Below are 26381 nucleotides of genomic sequence, written 5' to 3'. Positions count from 1 at the left end.
CCTGGACATTCATGGCAGCTTCCGCGTTCACAGAAGCCGGACGATCGTTCATATGCAGGAGATGCCGCTGGTCGTGCTACAGTGGCCCGCATCCGCCAGACGAGAAAGGGTACAACGATGAAAGAGCCAGGCCTCGATGGCCGCCACCGCGACAAGACTCCGCCGAAGACCGGCCAAATTCAGCAGAAGCGTGGCGACACACTAAATAAGAACCTCCCGAACCCGATCCCGGAGTTCTCGCCGCAGGCTAAGCTCTCGACGATGCGGAAAGAAACCGGCGAGACAAGCGTGAAGGCTGTCACTGCTGCGGCGAAGGGCCGTAAATAATTAGCCGAACTTAGTGTGCGAAAGAGCGCATCGCTCAAAGTGCGTTGAGGGTTAGTGCTTGCAACGCTCGGAAGATGGAGCCAAGCGAGCACGGGTTGCAACCGAGAATCCTTGACTCAAATCCGGCCACTCACGCCAAATCCGCGTTCGCCCGAACTCGCCATTCGTTCACATAGATTACTTCGGCGCGAAAGGAGCCGCGCGGCCTACTTTGGTCTTTCGACCGCCACCGGCAAGACGTCGCGTATCATCGTGGTGGTAACGGAGCGGCCTGTTCGAACGGCGGCGAGTGGGCTGAGGCCTCGAACCAGGTAAACCGCTTGGCAGGGGCGGTGATGCGATCGAAGTACTCGTGCTGCAACTGGCCGTCGGTGTTGCGGTCGTTGCGCCCCGCCATGATGAAAACCGGCATCGAGAAGTTCGTCGCGTCGCGCATCCGGTGACCCGTCCGAAATCGTGCTTCAGCGCGTCCAGCGAAAACTCGGCGCCACGGGCATAGGTGATACCGTCGAGCCAAGTTACCTCGCTGCCTGGAGGCTCTCCCACATCAGCCACACCATCTTGCGCGGACGATGCACCCCTCGGGGTAGCCGATAACGGCCGATCTATGCTGTGTAGAAGCTGCGGTCGAGCTGTTCCTGTCCGCGACGGGGGCAGCCGCACGCTCGAAAGCGTCAAGGGTGGCATAGGTGCTTTCATCGCTCACGAAGTGACTCTCGCCGTCGAAGGTCACGACGAAGCGGGCGTAGCCGTGAACGTTATGCCGTGCTCCATGCTGGAGAAGCGTTTCGTCAGCGTCTCACCGGCCGGGCAGCGATAGGTGTCGCTCGGAGGATCGTAGACAAAGTCCTGCTTGCCCCAGCGCCCATCGGCCTTGGCACCCGACGTGAGCGGCTTGGGCAGGATCGGCACGATACCAGCCGCTTCGCACGCCAGCATCTCGGGGCCTGAGAAGTAGCCGCGATCCGCGAGCACGGTGAGCCCGGTCGTGCCCGTCGCTTCGCCTGCTGGCGGCCCATGTTCGCCAGTGACGTGCGGTCATGGCCGAGATTGATGATCTCGTGCGCAACGACGATGTGGCTGCCGGTATCGACAGCCGCCCGCAGGTTGTAGCCGACCTGGCCGGTGCCCGTGCCCGCCGACGCCATGGCTCGGGCGTCCGGATCGGTCAGCGAGATCTGGCGATCGGGCGTGGCCGCGACCGCCTGCTTCATCGCCTCGAGCTCGCGCATCTGCCGGTGCAACTCTTCGAGCCGTGTCGTCAGCCGTGCCGTGCGCAACTCGGCCGCCTCGCCCTCTTGCCGGTCGGCGGTGTCGAGCATGCCGAGATAGCGCTCGATACTGGCATCGACCTGTTCCATGCGGCGCCGGATCGTGACGGGCGTGAAGTTGCGGTCGCGGGCGTTCACCGCGCGCAGGCGGCTGCCATCCACTGCCACCATGCCGCCAGCGATCAGGCCCAGCTGCCGGCACAGCATGACAAACCGCCGGCACGCCCGCTGGATGGCGACCCCGTGCTCGCGGCGGAAGTCGGCAATGGTCTTGAAGTCGGGCGCGAGCTTGCCGGTCAGCCACATCAGCTCGAGGTTGCGGCCCGCCTCGCGCTCGAGCCGGCGGCTCGACTGCACCTGGTTGAGATAGCCGTAGATGTAGAGCTTCAGCAGCGTTGCCGGGTGATACCCCGGCCGCTCCGTCGCCGCCGCGCCAGTAAAACCCAGCGCCGTCAGGTCGAGCTCGTCGACGAACACATCGACGATCCGGACCGGGCTGTCCTCGCCCACGTAGTCGTCCACGCACGCCGGCAAAACATCTGCTCTCGACGAGAGCATCCCTCAATGAAACGACCCATCCCGGCACCCCCGTCAGCACCGGAAATCTAGCAGAAATCAGCGGGTTTTCACACAGTTTCCACCAACAGTGGACCCTTAGCGTCCCCGCGATTTCCGGATATTCGCCCTGACCGTTGAGTCCCGAGCGCTGGTCGAATGTTCGTGCTCAACGCGGCGCTCAATTCATGACAGCCCGTTATAAGCGGGGTAGCGCCCACTTCGTCAACGCGCGTTATCGACCCACGCAGAAGGGATTGGTTAGTCGGTTCGACGAGCGATCGCGATTGCCTCACGAATCTGAGACTTGCTCTCGTCACTGCGCCCTATCCTTTGTAAAAGTGCGGCTGCATTAATCCGACTTTGGGTGTCATCAGGTTCAAGTTTCGCGACTGCCCGATAGCGTTCGATTGCTTCTAAGGGGTCGCCGGCCTTGAGCGCCATCGACGCCAGCGTGAGCTGTGCTGCTCGCTCTTTGGCAACAGGCATGAAGCCGGTAGCGACCATCGCTGCCAAAGCCGTGCGCCGACGTCCAGCGTCGGGGATCGCTTCTGCAATGCGGTAGCGGTATTCTTGCACGACATAGCGTTCTTCCAGGGTCAGATCGCTGTCCGTGGACAGGGGTAAGATAAGTTCCTCCGCCAGCAGTGGATGTCCGGTAGTCAACGCCTGCTGGACGCGGGCAAGGCGGCAGGCGACATGTTTGCGGACGGCAGCGCCATCGGCTTTGCAGGTTTGCCAGCGGTAATTCCGTATGCTGCCAAACGCGTCGAGACCTGAGTCCGGAGTCAGTCCGCCAAGGCTGGTGGCGCTAGCAATGTATGGGTTGTGCTGGAGGCTCTCTCGCGGAATTCGCGACCCGACAATGACCATGGGACGTGAGTTCGAAAAGTCGGGCTCATCCTTGTCCGGCCTCGCCGTAACGACGATGTCGCCGTTCTGGACCGGCGCATCGGCGGCTTTTTGTGCCTGTATCGATTGCGTCACGAAAATCATCGTGACGACGACAAAGCGCCTGAGCTTCCCGCTGGTGTTCATTGTCAGACCCCCTACGGCAGCTCGAGTAATACCATACAGCTTTGGCCATGTCCGCTCTCCACTTAATTCGAGGCGTTGCAGCCGGCTCACCAGCCGCAGTCTCGACGGCCGCTTTGGGGCCGCAAGCGGACTGTCCGCTAACAGCGTAAATCCGCAGGAAGCAGACGTTCGACCGTCAGCTGCTTTTTGGCTGCTTCGCCTGCTTGTGAACATCTACTGCAGTGGGTGTCTTCGGCGTGCTTACGCGAGCCGACGGGGAATTTATCTTTGGCTCGCAAACACGGACTGATGGCTGGCAGGCGATTGCGATGGTCGAGCACCGGCGCTTCCCGTTTGTCACCGCGCAGGCGCGGCACTCTCGCTTAACGTCAGTACAAGTCTGAGCGGACGCAAGCAGCAAGGCAACAGTGATCAGCACAGCTTGAACCTCCGACCGGCAGGCGAGAGCTGTGCGTTCGTATGCGCCAGCTTGATTGCCAGAGCAGCACGCGCACTCGATACTGGCAATGATGACGGGCCCAGAATTCCGCGCCGCTGCGCTCCTTAACCCCTTCAATGCGCAACTGCTGGACCGCTTGGCGTCTCTGGACCTGCCGCAATGCCACCTGACGGCCGGGTGCCTGTTCCAAACAATCTGGAACGAGCGCTCGGGACATGCTTCGAGCTGGGGCATCAAGGATTACGATGTCTTCTACTTCGACGACCAGGATCTGAGCTGGGAAGCGGAGGACAGCGTCATTCGTTGGGTAGCTCAGGCTACTGCTGACCTTCCAATCGAGATTGAGGTCAAGAACCAGGCACGGGTGCATCTTTGGTACGGGAACCGCTTTGGCGGCTCATATCCGCAGCTCCCCTCGGTGCGCGCAGGCATTGGAATGTACTTGGTTTCTTGCACGTGCGTGGGCATCGATGTGACGAGCCACGAGGTGTACGCTCCTTATGGCTTAGACGACCTCGCCGCCGGCCGGCTTGCCATGAACCCGGCGAACCCTAAGCCGGACCAGTTTCGCGCCAAGGCGGAGAGCTACAAGAGCCGCTGGCCGTGGCTTCAGATTATCCCATGACAGCTTAGGGGCCGCAGGCAGACGGTCCGCTGAGGGGTGACGATCCGGAAAGCGGACGCCTTCGGAGCGGTGCCTGACGGTGGCAGTCATCAATCGCAATGCTAGATAGGCGCCGGGCCCGTCCGCACTGGCGGCGGCCACTTGTCTGGCACATGATGCAGCCATGCAGGTAAAGCTCCGGCCCGTCGAAACCGGCGATTTGAAGGCAATCGCGGACTACGACTTCACGGTGTCGATCACGACGTCGATGGCGAACGTAGAGTCCTTGCTTGCAAATCTTAAAGCTGAGCGCCTCTGGCAACAGGATGCCGGCGCCCGAGCGATCGAGGTTGCCGGAAAGCTCGTTGGCACCTGCCAGTTTTACCGTTCCGCCCCGTGCATTCACGGATACGAGCTCGGCTACATCATACACGACCCGTCCGATCGCGGCCAAGGCTACGCCAGCGAAGCGCTTCGACAGCTCACCGAGCTTCTTTTTAGCGAGAGACCAGGTTGTTATCGACTGCAGCTGATCATCGAGGTCTGGAATACGGCTTCGTGGCGGATTGCCGAGCGCTGTGGCTATATCCGCGAAGGGCTGCTCCGCAGTTCCGGATTCGGGTCAGGTGACCCGTCTGACTGTTTCATCTACGCGCGCACCCGCAAAGACTGGCACGAGCAGCAGGGCGCCAGTCCAAGCATGGGCGGTGAACGATCAGCGGAGAAAGGTCGCGCAGAGAAATGTTGACGCATCCGAAGGTTCGTCGCGCGACTGACGAGATCGAGAATCGCCGTGGCGGCACCCGGCTTCCGGAGCTACGGCTCGTGGCCGAACGCGGACGGTCCGCTTGCCGATCAGGCCGGTCGCAAGCAGACACTCACAGCCGAAGGATAGCTATCGACGGCCGGCTGATCGTCAGCGGCGGTAGCCAGTGCCTGTTGGTCCCGCTGCAACGTCCCGCCCAGTGAGCTCGCAGCTCGGCAAAGTTATCCTGCTGAACGGCACGAGCTCTGCTGGCAAGACCAGCGTCGCTATAGCCCTGCAGAGACAGCTGGTTGATCACTATGTGCTTCTCGGGATCGACCAGTTTCTCAGCGCACTGCCGCCCGATCTGCACGGCAGCGCCCGAGGAGTATACTTCATCGACCATCAGGACGGCGTCCGACTTCGGCTGGGTCCGGCGGGAGTGAAGCTCGAACGCGCCTTTCACCGGGCTGTTCGGGCGGTGGCCGATGCCGGACTGAACGTAATCGTGGATGACGTCCTGTTCGAGCCGTGGCTGCTTGAAGATTGGCATATCGTACTGGCGGGAATCCACCTGACCCTTGTTGGCGTCCACTGCCCGATCACCGAGGCCGAGCGCCGGGAAGTTGCCCGAGGAGATCGCCGGGTCGGTCAGGCGCGCGGACAACACGGGGTGGTCCATCTAAACTGCGTCTACGATTTAGAAGTTGATGCAATCGCGTGCGATCCTGAGCAGGCGGCCAGTGAGATCAGGCGTGCGCTTGCGGCAAGCTCGGCTGCGAATTCGCCCCCTCAGACACAGGCATGATCCGGGCTGTCGTCTTCGACGTCGGCGAGACACTCGTCGACGAGACGCGCCAGTGGGGTATCTGGGCGGATCGCCTCGGCATCTCGCGCTTCACGTTCTTTGCTGCCCTCGGTGCCGTGATCCAGCGTGGCGAGCATCATCGCCGTGTCTTCGACCTCGTCGCCCCTGGCGTGGATATAGCGAGCATCGAGGCGGGCATGGCTGCAAGCGGGACTGCGTACCGGATCGAGCAACAAGACCTTTACCCAGATGCTTTGCCTTGTCTGGCGAGGCTGCGTGCCGCCGGAATCCTGGTCGGCATCGCGGGCAATCAGCCACATGGCGCCGATGAGGCGCTCCAGTCGTGCGGACTGGACGCCGACTTCGTCGCGTCCTCGGCCAGCCTAGGGGTCGAAAAGCCGTCGGCCGACTTTTTCGACAAGCTGATCGATCTGATTGGATTTCCACCAGACCAGATCGCTTATGTCGGTGATCGCCTCGACAATGACATCCTGCCCGCGAGATCGGCTGGCCTTATCGCGATCTTTCTGAGGCGCGGTCCCTGGGGCGTGCTGCATCCCGACCTCCCTGGGTGCAAGCAAGCTCACGCTCGACTGGCGTCATTGCATGAGCTTCCCGAAGTGATCGCGGCGCTATGACCGCTGACCGCAGCCTGCAGGACGGCGGCGGGCGCACGGTCCTGTCATCCAGCGCCCGGACTCAAAGGCCGATGTCGAGGGCGAGTGTCAGCGGTACGGAGGGGTATGCGACGGAAGCGCTAGAGTTACTCGTCCAATACGAGAGCTTCACGTTTGCGGAGGCGCATGCGTCGCACCTTCATCTGTTTCCACCACCGCCTGCCAATGTGCTCGACGTTGGTGCTGGAACTGGCCGGGACGCGGCGGGCTTCGCTGACCTTGGATATCACGTCGTCGCGGTCGAGCCGACGGCGGAACTTCGAATGCCTGCGCGAGCGCTGCATCCCTCGCCAAGGATCAAATGGCTCGACGATTGTCTGCCCCAACTTCAGGTGCTGGCTGCGACGGCGCAAATATTCGACCTGGTGATGCTGACGGCGGTGTGGATGCACCTGGATCAGGCGGAGCGACAGATCGCAATGCCGAACGTGGCAGCCTGCGCGCGACCGGGCGGACGATTGTTCTTGTCGCTTCGCCACGGTCCAGTGCCTGCTGGGCGCCGTATGTTCGAGGTCAGCGCGAGCGAGACGATTGCCCTGGCCGCTGCCAGCGGGTTGCTGTGCATTCACGAGGAGTCTGGTGCCGACAGTAAGCTCAAGCGTCCGGGAGTAACTTGGGATCGGCTCGTGTTCGAGCGCAACGCTCTGGGAAAGCCGTAGCCTCCACTCCCAGGCATGACCGCTCGAGAAAGGAAGGTGCCGCCCGAGCCTTGTCCGATCCGCAACCATTGAAGCGAACGCTGGACGGCGAACGCTTGCTGACTAGAGTGACCGATAGCGAGACTACCCACGCCGTACCCGTAGGAGCCGCGAATGAGATCAGCCCACCTGCTTGCGCTTGGCTTGACGTCGTTGCTCCTTGTCGCGACCGCCGCGCGGGCATCAACTCTGTCGGCCGACACGATCCTCTCGAGCAAGCATCTCGTGAAGATTGCCGGGGGGCGCCGAATCAATCTCGTCTGTTCGGGGCGGGGTGCGCCGACCGTCGTTTTCGAGTTCGGGCTCGGCGCCAATCTGCTCACTTGGCAGAAGGTAGCGGTACCTGTGACCCGATCGACCCGCGCATGCTTCTACGATCGAGCTGGCTACGGCTACAGTGACGCCCCGCGTGGGCCATCGACAGCTGACCAAGCTGTAGCCGACCTGCATCAAGTCCTTCGTCGCAGCCGGGTGCGCCTACCGGTCATTCTCGTCGGCCACTCAGTCGGCGGCTTGTACTCCACCCTCTACGCTGATCGCTATTCAGCCGACTTAGCCGGGCTTGTGCTGATCGATCCGTCGTACGCCGAGCAGGACAAGGGCGAGAGCCCTGACGAGCTAGCCAAAGATGCGTCTTCATTCAGCGAGACCATCACGCATCTAAGAGCCTGCTCGGGCCTCGCGAGATCGGGCAAACTCGCGACCGAGCGCCACCCCGAGTGCTTCGCCTTTTCACCCGAGCGGACACCAGAACAACGGGCGTTTCTAACCTATCAGATGATCCGGCCCGATCGGTATGACGCTATGGCTTCGGAGATTGAAAGCCAGCATTCAACTGACGGACGGAGCGATATCAACTCGCGCCAGGAGCTCGGCGCGCGCCGCAATTGGGGCGAAATGCCGGTTGTCGTCCTAACAGCAGCCCTTGTTCCAGATCCGAAAGTTGCCGACGCCGATCGTGCCCTCGCCGAGCGTAATTGGGGGTTGTGGAAGGCTGGACACGACGCACTGGCCGCTCGCTCAACGCGCGGCCGGTCGGCCGTCGTGCCGAAGACCGGCCACTTCATCCAGGTCGATCAGCCTCAAGCGGTGATCGATGCAATCGAGAACGTGATTGCCGCGTCTCGCGCCAAACCGTAACGGCAGCTGCGCCGACGTTGAACGGAGCGGCTGCCGATCAATAGTCGGTCATCCCTTAGCGAGCCTAGGATGCTATGACCGGACGCTTGTTCAAGTGGTCCTTAGAGGCAGGCTCGGGGCCGTAAGCGGAAGCAGTCCGTCCAACGCGGACACGCGAGGGCCCCGCGGTCGGGCCGCAAGCAGCAGTCCCGTTGCGATCTCGCGGACGCCAGGAAGCGCGAGCAAACATTGTGGTGCACGTCACTCCTGAACAGGGGTGACGCGGCGGCCCTTTGTGGCCATCAGACAAATCGGATCAAGGAATACAGACATGCAATCGGACGCACTGCATTTCACCAACGCGGGCGGACATAGGATCGCAGCGCGTCTGGATCGCCCAGTCGGAACCCCGCATGCCTATGCCCTGTTCGCTCACTGCTTCACCTGCGACAAGAACAGCCTCGGCGCGGTTCGGATCGCCCGAGCACTCACCGAGCAGGGCATTGCGGTTCTTCGCTTCGACTTCACCGGACTGGGTGAGAGCGAGGGTTCCTTCGGGCAGAGCGACTTCGGCGGAAATGTCGAGGATCTCGTCGCGGCGGCCGATTTCATGCGCGCCGCAGGGTTCGCGCCGTCGCTCCTGATAGGCCACAGTCTCGGAGGTGCGGCGGTGATCGCTGCGGCAGGGTCGATATCTGAGGTAAAGGCGGTGGCGGTGATCGGAGCCCCGTTCTCCGCCGCCCATGTCGCGCATCTGTTCGCGGGACACCTCGATGCGATCGCGCGCGACGGTCAAGCCGAGGTTCGGATCGGTGGACGGCCGTTCATCGTTTCGCAGCGGCTCGTCGAGGGGCTGCAGGACCACGATCAGGGCGCGCGCATCGCCGGGCTGCATCGCGCCCTGCTCGTTATGCACTCGCCCGTCGATCAGATCGTCGGCATCGACAACGCTGCGGATATCTTCACCGCCGCCCGACACCCCAAGAGCTTCGTCTCGCTCGACGACGCCGACCACCTCCTGACCCGCGCCCGCGATGCGGATTATGTCGCGCAGGTCGTTGCCAGCTGGTCGTCGCGCTACGTAGGCGCAGTTTCCGAACCGATAGCGGCCGCAGATGATGTCGTGCGTGCGGTCGAGACTGGTGCTGGGAAGTTCCAGATCGAGATCACCGCGGGCAGCGCGCGCTTTTACGCCGACGAACCCGTGGATGTTGGCGGTCTAGACTCTGGTCCGACGCCGTATCAGCTGGTGTCGGCTGGCCTCGCCGCCTGTACCGCGATGACAGTACGTCTCTACAGTGCGCGTAAGCACCTGCCGCTGGATCGGGTCGGCGTTGCGGTGCGCCATGTGAAAGACGCCGGCACCGTACCCGCCGACCTGTTCACGCGCCAAATCACGCTCAATGGTCCGCTTGACGACGCGCAGCGCGCCAAGCTGCTTGAGATCGCCGACCGGTGCCCCGTTCATCGGACACTCGAAGACGGCGCCCGCGTTAAGACCGCCGCTGCCGAGAGTTCAGGAACTGCGATCCCGGCAAGGCCCGACGATGAGCACTACAGAGACATGGAAACTGTTTGCAATGAGGTAAGCTGATGTTCGGGTTTGGCCGGCGGTCGCTCGGCGTGGCCGCACTCAGTCGGGTCTGACGAACTGGCCGGTGTCGCCATATGGCAGCCTCTCCAGGTAATCCTGATGCGCGGGCTCGGTTTCTCAGACGTCGCCAGCCCGGCTGACCTCGGTGACCACGGGGCCCACGGTTCAAAGCATGGACGTCCGCGATCGCGTCCTCGGTGACATTGGGCTATACGTCGCCCGTGTAGAGGGTCCCCGAATCCGCTCACACGAAAGTACGCGAAACGGCTTTCGAGAAGGACCAGACCGAGGCGCTTGCTGAGCGGCCTAGAATGGTCGCTCAACGCCATATTTCTCAGCGATTCAAGCTATAAGCCCGGTCGTTCGCGAACGTGCGCCTGTCGCTTAAAGACCTCGTGCCGCAAACATAAACCAGTCTGGTTTCATTGCGGACAACAGTCATGAACATAAGAAACAGGATCGCAACTGCTGTGCTCTAATCGAAAAAGCGTAGTCCGTGAGCTTCGTTCAGTTTATCGTGATTCCTCAATTACGATCCGATCGACTTACGCAGCCCTGGCTTGGCGTGCGAACCAGATCAGCGGCTATTCGCCTTTTGCGAGGCGCAGGAATCCATCGAGGGCGAGGCCAAAAACGATGTGGGACTTCGCTGCGAGAACGTGCTCAGCCGGTTCGACACGCCACGGCGCGGGACGTATCCCTGCGAGGCTGAGACCGAGTTCCTCGATGACGACCCACCAACCCAGGCCATAGGCAACACCGCGACCGCGCTGCCATCGGGAGCCGCCTAGAACATAGGCCGTTCCCATGGCTGCACCCGTGGCGTAGTGCACGGCCTCGCCGGCGAACGCCCGCGTACTCGGCGGCCATGCTTCCCCAAATATCAGCTGAGCGGCCCGATCCGCTACGACTTCGGTCGCTGGCGGTGAGCCGGCCGGTTTATCGGTGGGCGGCGCTCCGGCGGCGGTCCAAGCCCTTTGAAACAGGCTGGTGACCGCAGCCGCCAGTACGCCGGCGACGGCGCCGCGGCCAAGCTCGCTCACGTCTGCGATTCTCCGGTTTCGAAGCGGAAGACCTTGAAGGGCAGTTCCGGTTGCTCCCCCGGTCGCGCCAAGGTCGGAGAACGTGGAAGTTGGGTGCAGACCACGTAGAATGCCCCGTCGGGCCCCTCCATGATACCATCGGGCCAGAACATGTCTGGCCGCGCGACGATCTCGTCGTAACTGCGATCCGTGGCCCTGATGCGCCCGACCGCGCTGCTTTCAATGGCCGTCAGGTAGATGTCACCATTCCGGTCCATGCACATGCCACCTGAATTCGGCTTGTCGGCATAGCGCTCGAGGCGCGCCGCCAGCATGACATCATCGAGAGCGGTATCGAGCAGATCACGGATGCGAAGTCGCCAAAGCGTCTTGCCGTTCAACGGGGACAGGTACAACCACTCACCGGAACGGTCCATGACGATGCCGTCGACGCCGACGTAAATCGGTTCGCGCGTGCCATCCGGAAGGTTCCGTTCGACCTTCAGGCCGTCGATCAGGAGCGGCTCATGCGAAGCCAGGATACCCTCGTGCCCCTCTAGACGCCGGACCGCCGCCCCGCTCTGGATGTCGACGACTATCAGGGCAGCGCGGGAACCGTCGCCACCGCCGCCGGCACCTTCGTCGGCGATGTAGACTTTGCCACGGGGCGCATCGACGACGAAGTCGTTCGGCTCCGAGAACGGAGTCAACACCGCGGTCGGTAGCGGGATCACCTTCCATAGCGCATCGCGACGGGTGTCCCAGACGACGAGCTTGGGCTGGATGTTCGACCGCGTCCCCATGTCGGCGAGCCAAATCCGCCCTTCCGCATCGTCGTGGAGGCCGAGGACAGCGTCGAGCCAGGTCATCGGGTCGTCATTCGGCGTGTTCCAACCAAGGTTCGGGAAGGGAGCGAGAGAGCCGTCCGGCAAAAACACCGAAACGCGATGTCGGGTCGCGTACATCGGGTGATGACTGACCACCAGTCGCCCGTCTGCCGTGAAGGCGCCGTTGCCTAGCGGCGTGTCCGTGGCCGCGTAGATGGTGGCTTCGATCCGGCTCATCGGGTCTGCTGACCCGTCACCAGCCCGTCGGGCAACGCACGGATGTCGGTGACCCCGGACAGCGCCATGCAGTCAAGCAGCTCCTGGCGCATCAAACTAAGCATATCGCTCACTCCTCGTCCGCCATCGGCCGCAACCGCATAGGCCCAGGAGCGTCCGCCCAGGCAGCCATGAGCACCTAGGCCCATCGCCTTGACGATATCGAAACCGGTGCGGACGCCACCGTCCCAAAGCACTTCGACATCGTCGCCGACCGCCTCGACGATCGCCGGGAGCATCGAAATGGAGGATGGCGCGCTGTCGAGTTGTCGACCACCGTGGTTGGACACGACGATCGCATCGGCTCCGAGATCGATCGCGATCTTGGCATCGTTAATACCCATCACGCCTTTCAGCACGAGCTTGCGCGGCCATCTCGCACGAACCCAACGCACGACGTCCGCGTTGATCGACGGATTGAGGTTCGCGTTCACCCACGCCGCGAGTTCGAACACGTTCGCCGCCTGCGGATTCTCGGCTTGCATGGTCGCGAACGTCCACCGGCGGCTACCGGCCATGCGCAGCAGCCAAGGTAGATGCGTTGCCATGTTCAGCAGGCCGGAAGGGGTGACCCGGACCGGCGAGGTCAGCCCGTTGCGGTTGTCGGCCCATCGCTGGCTGTGGACGTGGACGTCGAGCGTCATCACCAGCGCCGAGCAACCTGCATCAAGGGCCCGGTGGATCAGGCTTTCGTTCACGCTCTGCTGCTTCATCATGTAGAGCTGCGACCAGAACGGCCGCTCCACCGCTGCCGCCACGTCTTCGATCGAGGCGATGGAGAAGGTGGATAGACAGAACGGGACCCCGAACGCCTCCGCGGCGCGCGCCGCGCCGATCTCGCCGTCAGGCCAGGCGAGGCCGGCCATTCCGACGGGCGCCAGCGCAAACGGCATCGACGCCTGGTCGCCCGCCAGCGTCGTCTGGATCGAAAGCTCCGACACGTCGCGCATGACCGCGCCGTGGATAGCCAGTGCGTCGAGGTCGGTGCGATTGCGGCCGAGCGTGAGTTCGCTATACGATCCGCCGTCGATGTATTCGAACACCGCGCGGGGCAGCTTGCGGCGAGCGATACGCCTGAAATCCTCGAGATTGATCTTCACGCTGCGGACAGTTCCGCAAGCCTCGAGACGAACTCGCGGATGCGCCCGGCGACGGCTACAGGCTGTTCGAGAGGTACAAGGTGCCCGCCACCGGGAATGATGCCGAGCGCTGCGTTGACTAGGTGGCGCGTGACGCCCACGGCGACTTCGAGGCCAAGCACCTTGTCATTGTCACCGGTCAGCACGAGCACGGGCAGATCCACCTTGGAGACGGCTGCCGAGATGTCGACGAGGCTACCGGTCTCATACCACCAGCGCCATGTGACCTCGTCCACGGCGAGCTCGTCTTCGACGCATTGCGCCAGCACTTCGGCAGAGACCGCACCGCCGGTGACGGCGGTCATGTTGGCCGTCGCTGCGGCGCGGTTGCCCCAAGCCGCGAGCGCCTTGCGACGCGCGTCGTCGGTGATCGGCTCGGGCGTGGGCGGAGACGGGCTGATCAGGATCAAGCCGAGCAGGCCTGGAGCGCCGCACACCGCTGACTCCAGCGCCACCTTGGCTCCCATGGAATGGCCCACCGCGATCCACGGACCCCGCGCAGCCGCCACAAGCTGCTGGGCATAACCGTCGAGGCTGGGACCGCCGACCGCCGCCGGCGTTCCGCCGAAGCCCGCCAGCACCGGAGCGGCCACCGGGTAGTCTCCGAGTTCGCGCATCAATGGCGCCCACGAATGATCCGAGCCGCCGAAGTAATGGGCTAAGACGAGCTGGGGTAAGGGCACGCTCAGTGTCGATCTCCCGGGAGGAGACCGGCGAGGACCTGCCGGGCGGACTCGACCACCAGATGCGCCCCGCCACCGTCGCCCTGGAGCAGGATGCTCATGAAGGTGCGCGCCTGTTCGAAACTGATATGCGGCGGCAGCGGCGGCACCTCGGGATCGGTCTTGACCTCGATGACGGTAGGCCGGTCGCACGCCAGCGCCTCGTCCCAGGCGGCGCCGAGCATCTCGGGGTCGTCGACGTAGATCGCGTTGAGGCCGATGGACGCCGCGAACTTCGCATAGGGCACGTTGGGGATGAGCTGCGTCGCATCGAATCTGGGACTGCCGAGCATCACACGCTGTTCCCAGGTCACCTGATTCAGATCCTCGTTGTTGAAGACACAGCAGATCCAGGTCGGCGTCGCCCATTCCCGCCAGTATTTCTGGACGGTTATCAGCTCGGCCATGTTGTTCATCTGCATGGCGCCGTCGCCGACCAACGCGACCACCGGCCGGTCGGGGTGCGCGAACTTGGCCGCGATCGCATAGGGTACCGCCGCACCCATCGAGGCGAGGCCGCCCGACAGGCTCATCATCTGGCCCTGCTTGACGCGTAGGTCGCGCGCATACCAGTTGGCGCAGCTGCCGGAATCGGACGTGATGATCGCATCCGCCCCGAGCCGTGGCGACAACTCCCAGACGACACGCTGCGGATTGACGGGGGTGGCCTTGGCGTGGGCGCGCTCATCCATCAACTCCCACCACTCGGCTACGCCCTTCTCCACACCTTCGCGCCAGCTGCGGTCCTCCTTCCGGGTCAGTAGCGGCAGCAGGGCTTCAAGCGTCTCGATGCTGTCCCCATGCAGGGGCACGTCGATCGGATATCGCATGCCGAGCGCGTGAGCGGAGATGTCGATCTGCACGCTGCGCGCCTGCCCTGTCTTGGGAAGGAACTCGGCCCAGGGAAAGCTCGTCCCGACCATGAGCAGGGTGTCGCAGTCCTCCATCATGTCGGATGACGGCTTGGTGCCGAGCAGTCCAATGGTGCCGGTCACGAACGGCAGGTCGTCCGCAAGTGCGGACTTGCCGAGTAACGCCTTCGCGACACCGGCACCGAGCTTGTCGGCGACCGCCGTAAGGACGTCATGAGCGCCGATGGCACCGGCACCGACGAGGATCGCGACCTTGGTGCCCGCGTTCAGGATGTCGGCGGCGCGCTGCAGATCCTGCTCGTAGGGAACGACCCTCGGTCTCGAGTAACCGCTGCTCGACCGCGTGAAACCGTGCTGGCGGGGTGGATCACGATAGGCTGCGGTCTGAAGGTCGGCCGGCAGCACCACCACGCCGACGCCCTTGTACGCCGTCGCGACACGGATCGCGCGGTCGAGGAGATGCGGGACCTGCTCGGCCACCAACGCTTCCTGCGCAAAGATCGCGACGTCCGCGAAGACCCGGTCCAGGTTCAGTTCCTGCTGGTATCCGGCACCGCGGACACCACGGGCCGCGCCGCCGGTTATGGCAAGGACCGGTGAGTGGTCCATCTTGGCATCGTATAGACCCGTGATCATATGGGTCGCGCCGGGTCCACCCGTGGAAATGCAGGTACCCATCCGGCCGGTGAACTTCGCGTAGGCCGAAGCCATGAACGCGGCCATCTCCTCGTGCCGGACCTGCACGAACCTGATCGGGCAGTCAGCGCGCTGAAGCGCCGCGAAAGTCCCGTTTATGCCGTCCCCGGGATACCCGAAGATCAGATCTACCCCCCACTCTCCGAGGCGCTCTATGACGAAGTCTCCGACAGTACGGCTCATGGCAATCTCACTTCATGAAAAAAGGGACCGCGCACCCCTGGGGGTCAGGGAGGGAGAACGGGTGCGCGGTCCTCCGCCGACCTGGCCCGTTTAAAGCGGCAAGCCGACGAAGCTCAGGACACTATTGTTTCGGTAGGTCGGGCTGAGCGATTACCGGACAATTGATGATCACCTTTGTTGGGCGAAGACCGCCGACGAAACCGTTCGCAGCCCCGGGCGGGTTGATCATGGCACTGGTCATCATACCCGATCTGATCAACGCCTTGAGTTCATCGAGCGAATAGATGCGATGAACCTTGCCCTGGGCGATCGCCTTCTCCGTCCACATGCTGACGTGAGCATCCCATAGCGGACTGTAGTTGTTAGACTTGGACGCGTCCTCGTTGCGCGGAGGCAGCGGAAAGACGTTGATCGGATCGATGCCCATGTTCGCGAGCGAAGTGGAGAAGCCTTGATCCTGGCCGGAACCCTTCTGCGTGCTGCCGTTCAGCACAGGCGAGAAGCCCAGCAATGCCGAGTTGTCGCCGGGCTCCGACTTGCCGAATGCCGGGATCATGGCGAGCCGGGGTGTGTACACGCCCTTTTCGAGCACCGACGGCAGATCTGCCGATACGTCGGTGACGAGATGGTAGTAGTACTGCTTGCCGTTGTGGACGCCGTCCAAAAGCGACATCGTCACGGTGCGCTTCTTGAGATCGATCGCCTTCAGCCGGTCATGCGCACCGCTCGCGTTCTGGACCATCTGGACATTGAGCACGACGCCACTGGGCAGCACGGCCATCGATGACCATTCCGCGTCGCCAGTGGCACCGGGGGTGAACGACTTGGGCGGGAAGAAGGTCGGTGCATCTCCCGGCGTGACCTCGTATTCCGGCGAGAAGTCGACATTGCCGCGGAATTTCATGATGCCGTTGTCGACCGTCACGTTCTGGGCACCCTGCGTTCCGACGACCTTCGCCATCTTCGGTGCATAGTTGAGGCCCATCCGCTTGGCCGTTTCGAAGTCCGAAGTGTCCGTTATGATGTAGAAAACGTCGGTCCCATCCGGGGCTTTGCCCCGGAAGAGAGGCAAGGTGACGGTTGCCGCGCGGTAGGTGAAATCGACCGCCAACGCGCTCTTCACGAAGACGTTCTGCTGTTTCGTGAATCTGACACCGTTCGCGGCGGTGTAGACCGGCCGACCGGATTCCCGTGCCGCCGTGGCGGCGAGTGCCGCCGCCTCGGGAGCCAGCTTCGCCATGGCGGGCGTCGCGACGCTGGCCAGCAGTAAGATCGTCAGATGTAGTTTCATTTGAGCGGTTCCTCTCGTTCGCCGCGTCAACCGGTGTCAGGTCGTCGCGGTGCCAGTGAAACGGAAGTAACCGCACGACACGCGCGTTTCGCGCACGAAACGCACTGTCATCGAGACAGTCGTTGATACTCCCGAGGCGAAACTCCGATGGCTCTCTTGAACATCCGGGAGAACTGACCCGGCGTTCGAAAGCCCGATCGCCGGGCGATCTCACCGATCACCAGGCTTGCTTCGCGCAGGAGCATCTTGCTGTGCGCGATCCGCCGCCCGGTCAGATAGGCATACGGCGCGGCACCATTGGCTGCGGAGAAGGCGCGGCCGAAATGGAAGCGGCTCAGCGCCGCGACACCCGCGAGTTCGTCGATGCCGATTTCGGACGCGAAATTTACGTCGATGTAGTCGTAGACCCGGCGGAGCCGGGCGGGTGCCAACGACATCGGCGTCTGGGCCGCCGACAGTCGACCCGCACGGCCCTTCAATAGGGCTACCATAAGCGTGGTGTAGAGCGCGTCGAGATAGAAATCGGACGTCAGATCTGGCGTCGCGATCTCGGCAAGCATCGTCACGAAGAGCGACCGGATCAGCGGATCGACGAACCCGAGCCGGTCCTCCACCCCCCGGCCGCCGTCGCGTCCGAACGCTTCGATGCCGATCTGCCGAACTGCGCTCACCGGCAGGTAGAGGTGCGCGAAGTCGATCGGCCCGGACGTACGCCACTCGTACGCTGAGCCGGCCGGGATCAGCGACATCGCGCCATCTTCGGTGTCGACTTCTAGCGCCCTTCCCTCGCCTCGTCTGACGATGCGCTTGTGACCACCGAGATGGATGGTGAGGTAGTGCTGATCGAAGGCCGGCTGAGAGATGTTGGGATCGATATCGCGCCAGCGGCGCACGGTGGCACCATCCCTGCCGACGGGCGCCGTCCATAGGATCGGCGATTCACCGAGACCCGTCGCCCGTTCCGCCGGCGATGTAGGCTGAGCGAGGCAGATGACCATGACGCTCACTTCGTCCACGATCGCGAGGAGGTTTCAAAATCACTTTTGAGGCGTGGACTGCCGTAGCCGAGCTTATCGTGCGCTTTTCGGCCGTGTCTCGTGGAGGCTGGTTCCGACATCGTTCTACACACGCAGAGGTGCCGTTCGCGTGTGTCGGAGAAGTCGATGGTAGAATCCCGCGAGCGGTCTCCCTCATACCCGATGGGCACATCCGCCAGGCTGCTGTCAGGACCCTTGGTCACCCCGCCCACGGCCGCAGCACTCCAGCGGCGCACCGGCCACGCCATTCCGGTGGAGGCCGCCTTCGCAGGTGTGGCTCTGATACTCGATGCGGTGGCGGCGCGCCTCATTCCTCATGAAGTGCCCGGTCTCGACCTCGGACGAGAGCTACGTCGTCGTCTGGGTGCCGGGACCAGAAGCGGTTGGCGGCACGCGGACATGCCTGATGATGCCACGCTGTTCGAGCTTGGTCTTGGTGCGCTGGATGCCGCCGCCCACGGGATGTTCAGCCGGGATTTCGTCGGGCTGGACGTGGAGCAGCAGGACGAGGTCCTGCGCGCGATCCAGTTCAATCGCGTGTCCGGTCCTGAATGGAAGGGCATCAAGCCGGACCGGTTCTTCGAGGAGCTTCTGGCGGCACTGGTCGACATCTTCTACGCGCAACCAGTGGCACTGGACGAGATCGGCTATGCCGGATTCGCGGATGCGAGAGGTTGGCAGGCCGTCGGGCTGGAAGCGCGCGCCGCTCATGAGCCGGAGCGCATCGCTTGACGCGTTATCGCACGGATGACATCGTCGACGCCGTCGTGATCGGGACCGGGGCGGGCGGTGCGCCGCTCATGGCCCGACTGGCTGCCGCGGGTCTGAGCGTGGTCGCGCTCGAGGCCGGACGGCAATGGGATCCGGCCGCCGACTTCGCGACCGACGAAACCGAACAGAACAAGCTGTTCTGGATGGACGAGCGCCTTAGCGCCGGTGCCGACCCGATCCAGTTCGGAAAGAACAACAGTGGCATCGGCGTAGGTGGTTCGACGCTCCACTACACAGCCTACACGCCTCGCCCTCAACCTGACGATTTCAAGCTAAATACCGAATTCGGCGTCGGTGTCGACTGGCCGATCGGCTATCAGGACCTTGCCCGGTACTTCGACGAGATCGAGGCGTTCCTGGGCGTGTCAGGACCTGCAAGCTACCCTTGGGGTCCGCCGAGGGACCAGCCTTATCCGCTGGCACCGCTGCCGCTGAATGCAGCCGCGCAGTTGATGGAGCGGGCTTGCGCGTCGCTCGGCATCCGGACGTCGCCCGCGGCCAATGCGGCCTTGTCCGGATCCTACTACCAACCTGGGCACGGCTGGCGTCCGGCGTGCAGCAACCGCGGCTTCTGCCAGGCGGGCTGCTCGACCGGTGCCAAGGCGAGCATGGATGTGACTTACATTCCATTGGCGGTCATGCACGGCGCCGAAATTAGGACGCTTAGCTTTGTCATCGGCGTGGAACGGGGTGCCGGCGGCGTCATCACAGGCGTCGTCTACCGCCACGAGGGGCAGGATCAGCGTCAGCGCTGCCGCCACGTCTTCCTCTGCGCCGGTGCGATCGAAACGCCACGACTGCTGTTGATCAACGCACTAGCCAATTCGAGTGGCCAGGTCGGGCGCAACTTCATGGCGCACACCGGCATGCAGGTCTGGGGCCAGTTCGACGAGGAGACGCGCCCGTACAAGGGCATTCCCGGCGGGCTGATCTCCGAGGATACCCACCGCGCGGCCGATGCCGACTTCGCAGGCGGCTATCTGCTGCAGTCGATCGGCGTCATGCCGCTCACCTATGCGGTCCAGGTCGCCAGAGGGCGTGGCCTCTGGGGCGACGACCTCAAGGAGCATATGCAAGGCTACAACCACGTCGCGGGGATCAACATCCTAGGCGACTGCCTGCCCTACGATTGCCACGCGCTGACACTGTCCGCGGAACTTGATGCCCGAGGTCTGCCAAAACCCTTAATCACGTTTAGTGCAGGTGAGAACGAGCGGCTGATGACGGCACACGCCGAACGGGTGATGCGCGAGATCTGGACCGAAGCGGGGGCTCACGACATCTGGGCGTACGATCGATACGCGCATACCATCGGCACGGCGCGAATGGGCGACGATCCCGCAACGTCGGTGGTGGACGCCGACGGTCGTGCGCATGACGTCGCGAACCTCACCATCTGCGACAACTCGGTCTTTCCAAGCGCCCTGGCCGTCAACCCGGCTCTGACCATCATGGCCTTGTCGCTACGAACGGCGGACCGCTTTCTCGCTCGCCGATGAAGCGAGCCCGCCGGCGCCGAAGTCGGATGTGGCCATCTCGGCTGGGACCGCCTGTGATAGCGCACGATAAGGATATGCAGCGGCATCAAACTGACCAACGTGAATACAACCAAGGTGCAAACGCCCAAACACGATAACGTTCGGCAGTTCTGCGTGAAAACACGATAAGCTGATCGCGACAAGGTTCTATGTTCGTCAGCCAGCCCTAGGGTCAGGACCCATTGATCTGAGTGTCGCGATCTGATTCAGGCTTCGCAAGGAGACTGAGCATGAGCGACCTGTATTGGCTGACCGACGAGCAGATGGCTCGGCTTGAGCCGTATTTCCCCAAGAGCCATGGTAGGCCCCGTGTCGATGATCGGCGGGTGTTGAGCGGCATCGTATTTGTGAACCGCAACGGGTTGCGCTGGTGTGATGCTCCCAGGGAGTACGGACCGTCCAAGACGCTCTACAACCGCTGGAAGCGATGGGGCGAGAGGGGCGTGTTCCTGCGCATGATGGAAGGACTGGCCGCCGCGAGCGCTACGCCGAAGACGATCATGATCGACGCGACCTATTTGAAGGCCCACCGCACGGCATCGAGCCTGCGGGTTAAAAAGGGGGTCTTGGCCGGCTCATCGGCCGCACCAAAGGCGGCATGAACACGAAGCTCCACGCCGTCACCGATGCCGATGGTCGCCCGCTGAGCTTCTTCATGACCGCCGGCCAGGTCAGCGACTACACCGGCGCTGCAGCCCTGCTCGACGATCTGCCCAAGGCGCGGTGGATGCTCGCCGACCGCGGCTACGACGCCGACTGGTATCGGGACGCCTTGCAGGCAAAGGGCATAACACCCTGCATCCCGGGCCGAAAATCGCGGCTCTCACCGATCAAATACGACAAGCGCCGCTACCGAAGCCGCAGCCGTATCGAGATCATGTTCGGCCGCCTGAAGGACTGGCGCCGTGTCGCCACCCGCTACGATCGATGCCCAACCGTCTTTTTCTCCGCCATCGCGCTCGCCGCCACCGTCATCTTCTGGCTCTGATCAACGAGTCCTGACCCTAAGTGCAACAACCTGTGCCATAAATACTTCCTTTCCAAATCAATGGACCGCGAAGCACGCCACGAGAGTCATGAAAAGATTCGCGGAAGCCAAACGGTATAGAAGGATCGATCATTGTCAAGCGAACTGCGAATGCTTGCGCAGCAAGGCAATCATTTCAGTTTCGAACCCGGTAACATCGTTTCTGCCTGCGTAAATATCGAAGTTACTTAGATTAGCAATTACTTTACCGTCGCCGATGAGTGATCCTTCATCGCAGGATGTGAGCGTCAGCATGTCATGCAAGGCGGTGACGAGCGTGAGCCCTTTCTCCACCCGCTTGCGAAGAGCGATACGTAGGTCGAACGCGGCGACGGGATCGAGCCAGTTGAATGGTTCGTCGAGGATGACAGTGTCCTTGCCCGTGGCGAACGCGACACCGATCGCGATCCGCTGCTTCATCCCCGCCGAGCAATCGCCCACCCGCCGGTCGAGCAGCTTGCCGATCCCGATGGCCTCGCTGACGTCCGAGACGCCGTTTCGCCAGATGGCTTCATCGGGCTGGGCGATGAAAAAGAGCTGGCGGCAGGTCAGCGCGGCTGGCAGGTGCTCCGAAGGCGGCATGAACCCGATCCTCGCCGCCCGGAGTCGCGGTTCGTCGCGGAGTTCGACGCCGTCGATCGCGCAGCTTGCGGCATAGCAGGGTAGACGCCCGACCAGGCCACGCAGGAAGCTCGTCTTGCCTGAGCCGTTCGCGCCGATGAGTCCGAACCATCTACCGTGATCGATCGTCATGGACATCCGGTCGACGACGAGGTTGCCACCGCGCAGGACCGACATCTCGGAGACAGCGATGGCGGCTCCGCTCATTCGATGAGCCAAGTGGTCCGACCCGACCGGACGAGCATCCAACCGACCAGCGCGAGAAGGAGAACCGGCGCGGCAAAAGGAACGGCGAACGCGGTGGCGAAGGCAGCGAACAGGATGACCAGCATGGCGAACCCGACCTGGTGAGCCGGAAGGAAGCGGGCGAGCTGAACCGTCGCAGCCCTGTACAGCAGCACTGCGCCGGTTGTCGCTACGACGAGTAGAGCAAAGCCAGCGGATCCGGTCAGGGCGGCCACCGCGGTCGACAGCAGCGACATCCCCGCGGGTCGGACCAGGCGCCTCGCGAGCGATCGCAGTGACGAGTGGCCCATCATGCGCTCGAAGTTCACGACGCCGTGATCGACAGGCGAGTACCAGGCGATCGTCGCCAACACGGCCGCCGCCGCCAGATACGTCGCCCAATTGGCGCCCGAGAACCCGGCTAGGGCGATCCCGCCGGCAAGCGCTAGCAGAACGGGCAGGGCGCCGGCTCCAGCGTGTCTGGACCGCCACATCCGCAACCAGGGTCCCGCGATGGATCGGATCCTCATGTCGCGGACCCCTACTATGAATGCCAGTAGCTGCGCCGGAACGAGCGACAGCCACCAAGAGGCGAAAACGCCGACCGCCGTGGCAGCGTCCGGGATGCAAAGCGCCGCGCATGCCGCGACGCTCGAGACGAGATGGAGCCGGAGACGGTAGCCGTTGCGGAAGCGGGGGGCGAGCGCGGCGGGAGACAGTAAGGACTCCATCTGGAAGAACCGCAGACGCATTCGAAGTGCGACGTCTAGGGCGATGGCGGCCAAGGAGGCGATCCCCGTGGTCGCGAGGACCCTCGTTGGACTGGCGAGGGACCAGAGGGCTTCGCGTGCCAGGACGATGGCGGCCACGATCACGAATGCGACGGAGACGACGTTCTTGAGGCTTCGCGCGATCTCCCGGACGATCGTCATGGCGATCGCACCGTCGTGAGCGAGGAGCGCATTCCGGCCCCGTTCAAGCGAGGTCTGCGGGTGAACCAGGGCATCCCGGAACCGCACGTCTATTCGACCAGCTCGGCGATCTCGAGTGCTTCGACGGACGGGATTCCCGGCGCTGGCGCCGGTATGGTGGGCAACGCGAGAACCATGCCGGACAGCTGGATTACCGTGCCCTCTTCGCGCCAGTGATCCAGCAACCGCTCCACGCCGACCTGACCGCCTAGGACACGAAAGGCTTCAGCCTCGGCTTCCGCGAACTCGCCGACGAGCCGAACCGCCGGCCTCATCTCGTCCAGGAACCGCAGCAGCGACGTCTCCGCCGGCGGCAATGCCCACTGCCGGGCGGCACCGTCTAACCTGGTGTCGAACAGATGCGCCGAGCCGTCGCCCTGCAGCGTCAGTTCGAACCTCGCGTGCCGTGCATTCGCCTGCTTCCAGGCGACGACGGCTTCGTCCACCTCGTCGTGGGCGGCAGCGAGTTCGGGACTGCTCGGCCGGATAAGCTCGTATTCGAACCTGTAGACCAGGCGCTCGAGCACGGTCCGGTCGACGGGAAACACGGCGTCGTACTTGCGATGCGGGCCGCACAGCCGGACGCCGTGCTTTTCAGGCTCCTCGTGAAAAGGACTGAAGCGGTGGACCTCGAACGGGGCCAGCCCGCTCGGCGGATCGAGGTGGTGGAGATGGCGGAACACCTCCCGCATCTGATGATAGTCGGAAGGCGTCTCGCGCGGGAAGTTGGAGATCAGGTTCCAGCTTACCGTCACCCCCATCTCCGCAGCGAGCCTCAACGTCTGAACGTTGTGAGCTGCGGTCACTCCCTTCCGCATCAGCTTCAGAACGTGATCGTTTAGGCTCTCGATGCCAGGTTGGATCCAGCGCACGCCCGCCTTAGCCAACATGTCCACCTGCCCCCGTCGCATGTTGGACTTGACCTCGTAGAAGATCGTCCACCGCTTTCCGGATGCGATCACCTGAGGCAGGAAGTCGGCGAAGAAGGTGCGCGGCATGATGAGGTCGACGGCGAAGAAATGGGTCCGCCCGTAGGCCCGCTCGTATTCGTGTAACTCGTCGTAGAGGACGCTCGTGTCCCGCTGGCGGAACTTGATTATCTCATTGAGGCCGCAGAACGTGCACTGGGACTTCTCGCCGTACCAGCAGCCGCGGCTGCTCTCGAACGGCACCCACACAGGAAGCCGGTTGAGACCCGGCAGGGTCTTCACCCGCTCGAAATACGCGTCGTAGTTCAACGCACCTCGCGCGCTGCCGAACACGTGGACCTTTGTCGCCACCGAACTTCGGATGCCGCCATCCGAAGCGCGCCAACTGATGCCAGGCACGTCGGCAAGTGCTCGCTCGCCACGAAGCGCCTCGACCAGTGCCGGCACGGTGGCTTCCGCCTCACCGTGCACGGCGATGCCGAATTCGGCGCAGACTTCGAGTACCGCTCGGCCCATTTCGCCGGCGCAGCCAGCTCCGCCGACGATGATCGGGATCTGAGGGTGCCTCGCCTTGACGAGTTTGGCGAAGGCCATGGACGCGCCGACCTGCTGGGCGGTTAGCGTCAGGCATATCGCGTCATAGCTGGGCCAATCGCCACTAGCGAGGCATTGCTCCAGGAAGTGCTCGACGAGCGGCTTCCCGAACCGGAGGATGTGCTGCTCTACGTGAGGCTCGTCGAACGACAGCCCGGGCACTTCCGACGGCGCCTGCTGAAGCAGCTCGTCGTAGTAGAACTGCGTGAACAGGCGTTCTCCAAGGAACGTGCCGGTGTTCGCGATCTTGCCGTAGAGATCGACGCCGAACAGGTCGGCGAAATCCGCGTAGAATTCGAATACATCCGAACCCACGTCGCATTTCGCGAACATGTCCTTCACGACCGCGAGCTGGATCGAGGGCATGTGGGCCCAGAACCAGGGCATACCGACGAGTGCGACCTTCATGCCTTCACCATCCCAATTCCAAAATGAGAGATAGACCCAGAACCAAGCCTGTCCAGGATTAGCGGTCCGTGCTTGTCCGTTCGTCGATGTAGCGGTTGACAGCCGCCAGCCCGGCCACGCACGTGCGCAGCCGCGCCTCCGTCACGAGCTTCGTACTCGCATTCAGGATCAGAGACGTCCATTCGTCGGCTTCCGCGTCCTCGTCCATGGGAATCGCGTCAGCACGATCATTCTCCTCGGACGCAATCGGGCCGACGCTCCCGTGCCCAAGGACCAGAAGCATCTCGCGATGCCTCTCCATCTCGACTGCCGGAGTCTCTTCGGTCATGATCTGGTAGCCCTCACCTACAGGTAGAAACCGGCGAGTGAGAACCGCATGTTCTCCCCCGCAAGGTCCGACACCGGATTGACCGAATGAAGCACCTTCGGTCTCATGACGACGAGCCGGTTCGATTTCGGAAAGATGAAAGTGCCGACACCGTTCTCGACGCTCGACGGCGACCGCAGACCCGTTCCCTGTGCGAACGCCAGATCGATCGCCCCTGCGGAACCTTGACCGACCCGCTCGTCGGCGAGGATCATGAGTTCGCCACCCCAGTTGCCGCGCCAGCGATCATGAAGATAGTAGGTGAACGCGCCCTTGTACTCGCTTTCCTGTCCTATGTCCTCGTGCCACGGGAGCCCCCAGCCGGACCTGTAAAGATAGGCGGACATCACGTATCTGACCTCCTCCGACCCGAGCCGAAGGAATTCACCGATGATCTCCAACCGGTGCCCCACGGCTTCGAAGAACAGGTCGTAGGCGGTGTCGGTCGGAAACCTAGGACCAGGCTTGCCAGTCGCCCCATATGACCTCGGACCAGTCAACAGCGCCATTCCGGAAAGGGGATGCCAGACGCGGTTCCATTCGAAAGAGTTCTCGTAGAAGAAGCTATCCTGAATAACGTGGGCATGCAGCCTTTCACGGTCGGTAGAAGTTAACAGGTCGTCAATGATCATGAAGCCGAAATAATCATCGATCTGGACCGATGCATCTTTCAGCAAGGTCTTGGTCATCAGCGCTTGCCTCAACGTGATTCATCTTCAGGCTAACAGCTTGGCGTATGCTGTCAAAGTCAGATTATAACAGTCGACCAATGCCGTTCGGCCAATACGACCGCGGTCGGCCACGGGGTCGGGTTGCTGGTCATCGAATTCAGAGCGTGTCGAAGACCGTTCGGGAACAATGGAACAGGTTGGGGGCGAGGTTGCTAGGAAGTCGGGGACGGCGGAGCGATCACAGCGAAGTTGCCCGATCACATCGAGCTGCAGGCCTGACGACCATTGAGGCGGGCTTCACCCGACATACTGAAAGTGC

At 63.0% G+C, this 26381-nt stretch carries 25 protein-coding genes and 1 pseudogene; 11 read left to right on the top strand and 15 right to left on the bottom strand.

The annotated features are described in order from the left end of the window. Positions 1-117 precede the first annotated feature (117 nt). Positions 118-327 (top strand): hypothetical protein, encoded by a 210-nt coding sequence (locus KX816_04755; GenBank protein QXQ07341.1) that lies wholly within the window; start codon positions 118-120, stop codon positions 325-327. Positions 328-574: 247 nt separating this feature from the next. Here the strand turns inward: KX816_04755 and KX816_04750 are convergent, their stop codons facing one another. The 3 genes and pseudogenes from KX816_04750 to KX816_04740 form a co-directional block, all read right to left on the bottom strand. Further along, positions 575-763 carry a lysophospholipase gene (locus KX816_04750; GenBank protein ID QXQ07340.1) on the bottom strand — a complete coding sequence of 63 codons (189 nt, stop codon included), beginning with the start codon at positions 761-763 and terminating at the stop codon, positions 575-577. A 302-nt stretch (positions 764-1065) separates the two neighbouring features. Continuing rightward, a pseudogene (locus tag KX816_04745) lies at positions 1066-2176 on the bottom strand (IS1182 family transposase). A gap of 238 nt (positions 2177-2414) precedes the next feature. Then, a complete protein-coding gene (locus tag KX816_04740) occupies positions 2415-3191 on the bottom strand; it encodes a tetratricopeptide repeat protein (GenBank protein QXQ07339.1) in 777 nt (258 codons plus the stop codon). A gap of 509 nt (positions 3192-3700) precedes the next feature. Here KX816_04740 and KX816_04735 point away from each other — a divergent pair. The 7 genes from KX816_04735 to KX816_04705 all read left to right on the top strand — a co-directional run bounded on the left by KX816_04735 (position 3701) and on the right by KX816_04705 (position 9875). Beyond that, entirely contained in the window at positions 3701-4255 is a 555-nt protein-coding gene (locus tag KX816_04735) for a nucleotidyltransferase family protein (GenBank protein ID QXQ08408.1), read from the top strand. A gap of 163 nt (positions 4256-4418) precedes the next feature. Then, positions 4419-4982 carry a GNAT family N-acetyltransferase gene (locus KX816_04730; protein QXQ07338.1) on the top strand — a complete coding sequence of 188 codons (564 nt, stop codon included), beginning with the start codon at positions 4419-4421 and terminating at the stop codon, positions 4980-4982. Between the two features lie 217 nt (positions 4983-5199). Continuing rightward, the gene (locus KX816_04725; protein QXQ07337.1) at positions 5200-5787 is read left to right on the top strand and encodes a chloramphenicol phosphotransferase CPT family protein; all 588 of its coding nucleotides are present in this window, start codon (positions 5200-5202) and stop codon (positions 5785-5787) included. Continuing rightward, positions 5784-6425: an HAD family hydrolase gene (locus KX816_04720; GenBank protein ID QXQ07336.1), complete on the top strand. Its 642-nt coding sequence runs from the start codon at positions 5784-5786 to the stop codon at positions 6423-6425. The genes KX816_04725 and KX816_04720 overlap by 4 nt, the downstream gene beginning before the upstream one ends. Continuing rightward, entirely contained in the window at positions 6422-7123 is a 702-nt protein-coding gene (locus tag KX816_04715) for a class I SAM-dependent methyltransferase (GenBank protein QXQ07335.1), read from the top strand. The genes KX816_04720 and KX816_04715 overlap by 4 nt, the downstream gene beginning before the upstream one ends. Positions 7124-7276: 153 nt before the next feature. Then, positions 7277-8302, top strand: coding sequence for an alpha/beta hydrolase (locus tag KX816_04710; GenBank protein ID QXQ07334.1), 1026 nt, complete (start codon positions 7277-7279; stop codon positions 8300-8302). Positions 8303-8612: 310 nt separating this feature from the next. Continuing rightward, positions 8613-9875: a bifunctional alpha/beta hydrolase/OsmC family protein gene (locus KX816_04705; GenBank protein ID QXQ08407.1), complete on the top strand. Its 1263-nt coding sequence runs from the start codon at positions 8613-8615 to the stop codon at positions 9873-9875. A gap of 584 nt (positions 9876-10459) precedes the next feature. Here the strand turns inward: KX816_04705 and KX816_04700 are convergent. The 7 genes from KX816_04700 to KX816_04670 all read right to left on the bottom strand — a co-directional run bounded on the left by KX816_04700 (position 10460) and on the right by KX816_04670 (position 17910). Next, a complete protein-coding gene (locus tag KX816_04700) occupies positions 10460-10918 on the bottom strand; it encodes a DUF1440 domain-containing protein (GenBank protein QXQ07333.1) in 459 nt (152 codons plus the stop codon). Continuing rightward, positions 10915-11961 (bottom strand): hypothetical protein, encoded by a 1047-nt coding sequence (locus tag KX816_04695; GenBank protein QXQ07332.1) that lies wholly within the window; start codon positions 11959-11961, stop codon positions 10915-10917. Before KX816_04695 ends, KX816_04700 begins: the two co-directional genes overlap by 4 nt. Further along, positions 11958-13100: an alpha-hydroxy-acid oxidizing protein gene (locus KX816_04690; GenBank protein ID QXQ07331.1), complete on the bottom strand. Its 1143-nt coding sequence runs from the start codon at positions 13098-13100 to the stop codon at positions 11958-11960. The genes KX816_04695 and KX816_04690 overlap by 4 nt, the downstream gene beginning before the upstream one ends. Then, the gene (locus KX816_04685) at positions 13097-13756 is read right to left on the bottom strand and encodes an alpha/beta hydrolase (GenBank protein ID QXQ07330.1); all 660 of its coding nucleotides are present in this window, start codon (positions 13754-13756) and stop codon (positions 13097-13099) included. Before KX816_04685 ends, KX816_04690 begins: the two co-directional genes overlap by 4 nt. A 68-nt stretch (positions 13757-13824) precedes the next feature. Further along, positions 13825-15612, bottom strand: a complete 1788-nt coding sequence (locus KX816_04680; protein QXQ07329.1) for a thiamine pyrophosphate-requiring protein — start codon at positions 15610-15612, stop codon at positions 13825-13827. A gap of 121 nt (positions 15613-15733) precedes the next feature. Further along, positions 15734-16903: a hypothetical protein gene (locus KX816_04675; GenBank protein ID QXQ07328.1), complete on the bottom strand. Its 1170-nt coding sequence runs from the start codon at positions 16901-16903 to the stop codon at positions 15734-15736. Positions 16904-17010: 107 nt separating this feature from the next. Beyond that, the gene (locus KX816_04670) at positions 17011-17910 is read right to left on the bottom strand and encodes an AraC family transcriptional regulator (protein QXQ07327.1); all 900 of its coding nucleotides are present in this window, start codon (positions 17908-17910) and stop codon (positions 17011-17013) included. A 225-nt stretch (positions 17911-18135) separates the two neighbouring features. Between KX816_04670 and KX816_04665 the strand changes: the two genes are divergently transcribed. The 3 genes from KX816_04665 to KX816_04655 all read left to right on the top strand — a co-directional run bounded on the left by KX816_04665 (position 18136) and on the right by KX816_04655 (position 21237). Continuing rightward, positions 18136-18672, top strand: a complete 537-nt coding sequence (locus KX816_04665; GenBank protein QXQ07326.1) for a gluconate 2-dehydrogenase subunit 3 family protein — start codon at positions 18136-18138, stop codon at positions 18670-18672. A gap of 68 nt (positions 18673-18740) precedes the next feature. Next, on the top strand, positions 18741-20210 hold the full coding sequence (locus KX816_04660; GenBank protein ID QXQ08406.1) for a GMC family oxidoreductase: 1470 nt from the start codon (positions 18741-18743) through the stop codon (positions 20208-20210). A 269-nt stretch (positions 20211-20479) separates the two neighbouring features. After that, positions 20480-21237 (top strand): IS5 family transposase gene (locus KX816_04655; GenBank protein ID QXQ07325.1). Its coding sequence is split into 2 segments (ribosomal slippage): positions 20480-20804 and positions 20804-21237, totalling 759 coding nucleotides; the frame shifts between segments, so codons are not numbered across the junction. Positions 21238-21372: 135 nt separating this feature from the next. Here the strand turns inward: KX816_04655 and KX816_04650 are convergent. The 5 genes from KX816_04650 to KX816_04630 all read right to left on the bottom strand — a co-directional run bounded on the left by KX816_04650 (position 21373) and on the right by KX816_04630 (position 26080). Then, positions 21373-22104: an ATP-binding cassette domain-containing protein gene (locus KX816_04650; protein ID QXQ07324.1), complete on the bottom strand. Its 732-nt coding sequence runs from the start codon at positions 22102-22104 to the stop codon at positions 21373-21375. Further along, a complete protein-coding gene (locus KX816_04645) occupies positions 22101-23054 on the bottom strand; it encodes a hypothetical protein (protein ID QXQ07323.1) in 954 nt (317 codons plus the stop codon). The genes KX816_04650 and KX816_04645 overlap by 4 nt, the downstream gene beginning before the upstream one ends. Before the next feature lie 89 nt (positions 23055-23143). Next, a complete protein-coding gene (locus KX816_04640; GenBank protein ID QXQ07322.1) occupies positions 23144-25024 on the bottom strand; it encodes a RiPP maturation radical SAM C-methyltransferase in 1881 nt (626 codons plus the stop codon). A 58-nt stretch (positions 25025-25082) separates the two neighbouring features. Continuing rightward, complete coding sequence (locus KX816_04635) at positions 25083-25352, bottom strand: hypothetical protein (GenBank protein QXQ07321.1); 270 nt, start codon at positions 25350-25352, stop codon at positions 25083-25085. Positions 25353-25369: 17 nt separating this feature from the next. Further along, a complete protein-coding gene (locus tag KX816_04630; GenBank protein QXQ07320.1) occupies positions 25370-26080 on the bottom strand; it encodes a 2OG-Fe(II) oxygenase in 711 nt (236 codons plus the stop codon). Positions 26081-26381: the final 301 nt, after the last annotated feature.

The sequence above is a fragment of the Sphingosinicellaceae bacterium genome (assembly GCA_019285715.1).
GTDB lineage: Bacteria > Pseudomonadota > Alphaproteobacteria > Sphingomonadales > Sphingomonadaceae > Glacieibacterium.
Note: the sequence above shows the minus strand (reverse complement) of the source record. Positions and strands in the feature narration are given on the sequence as shown.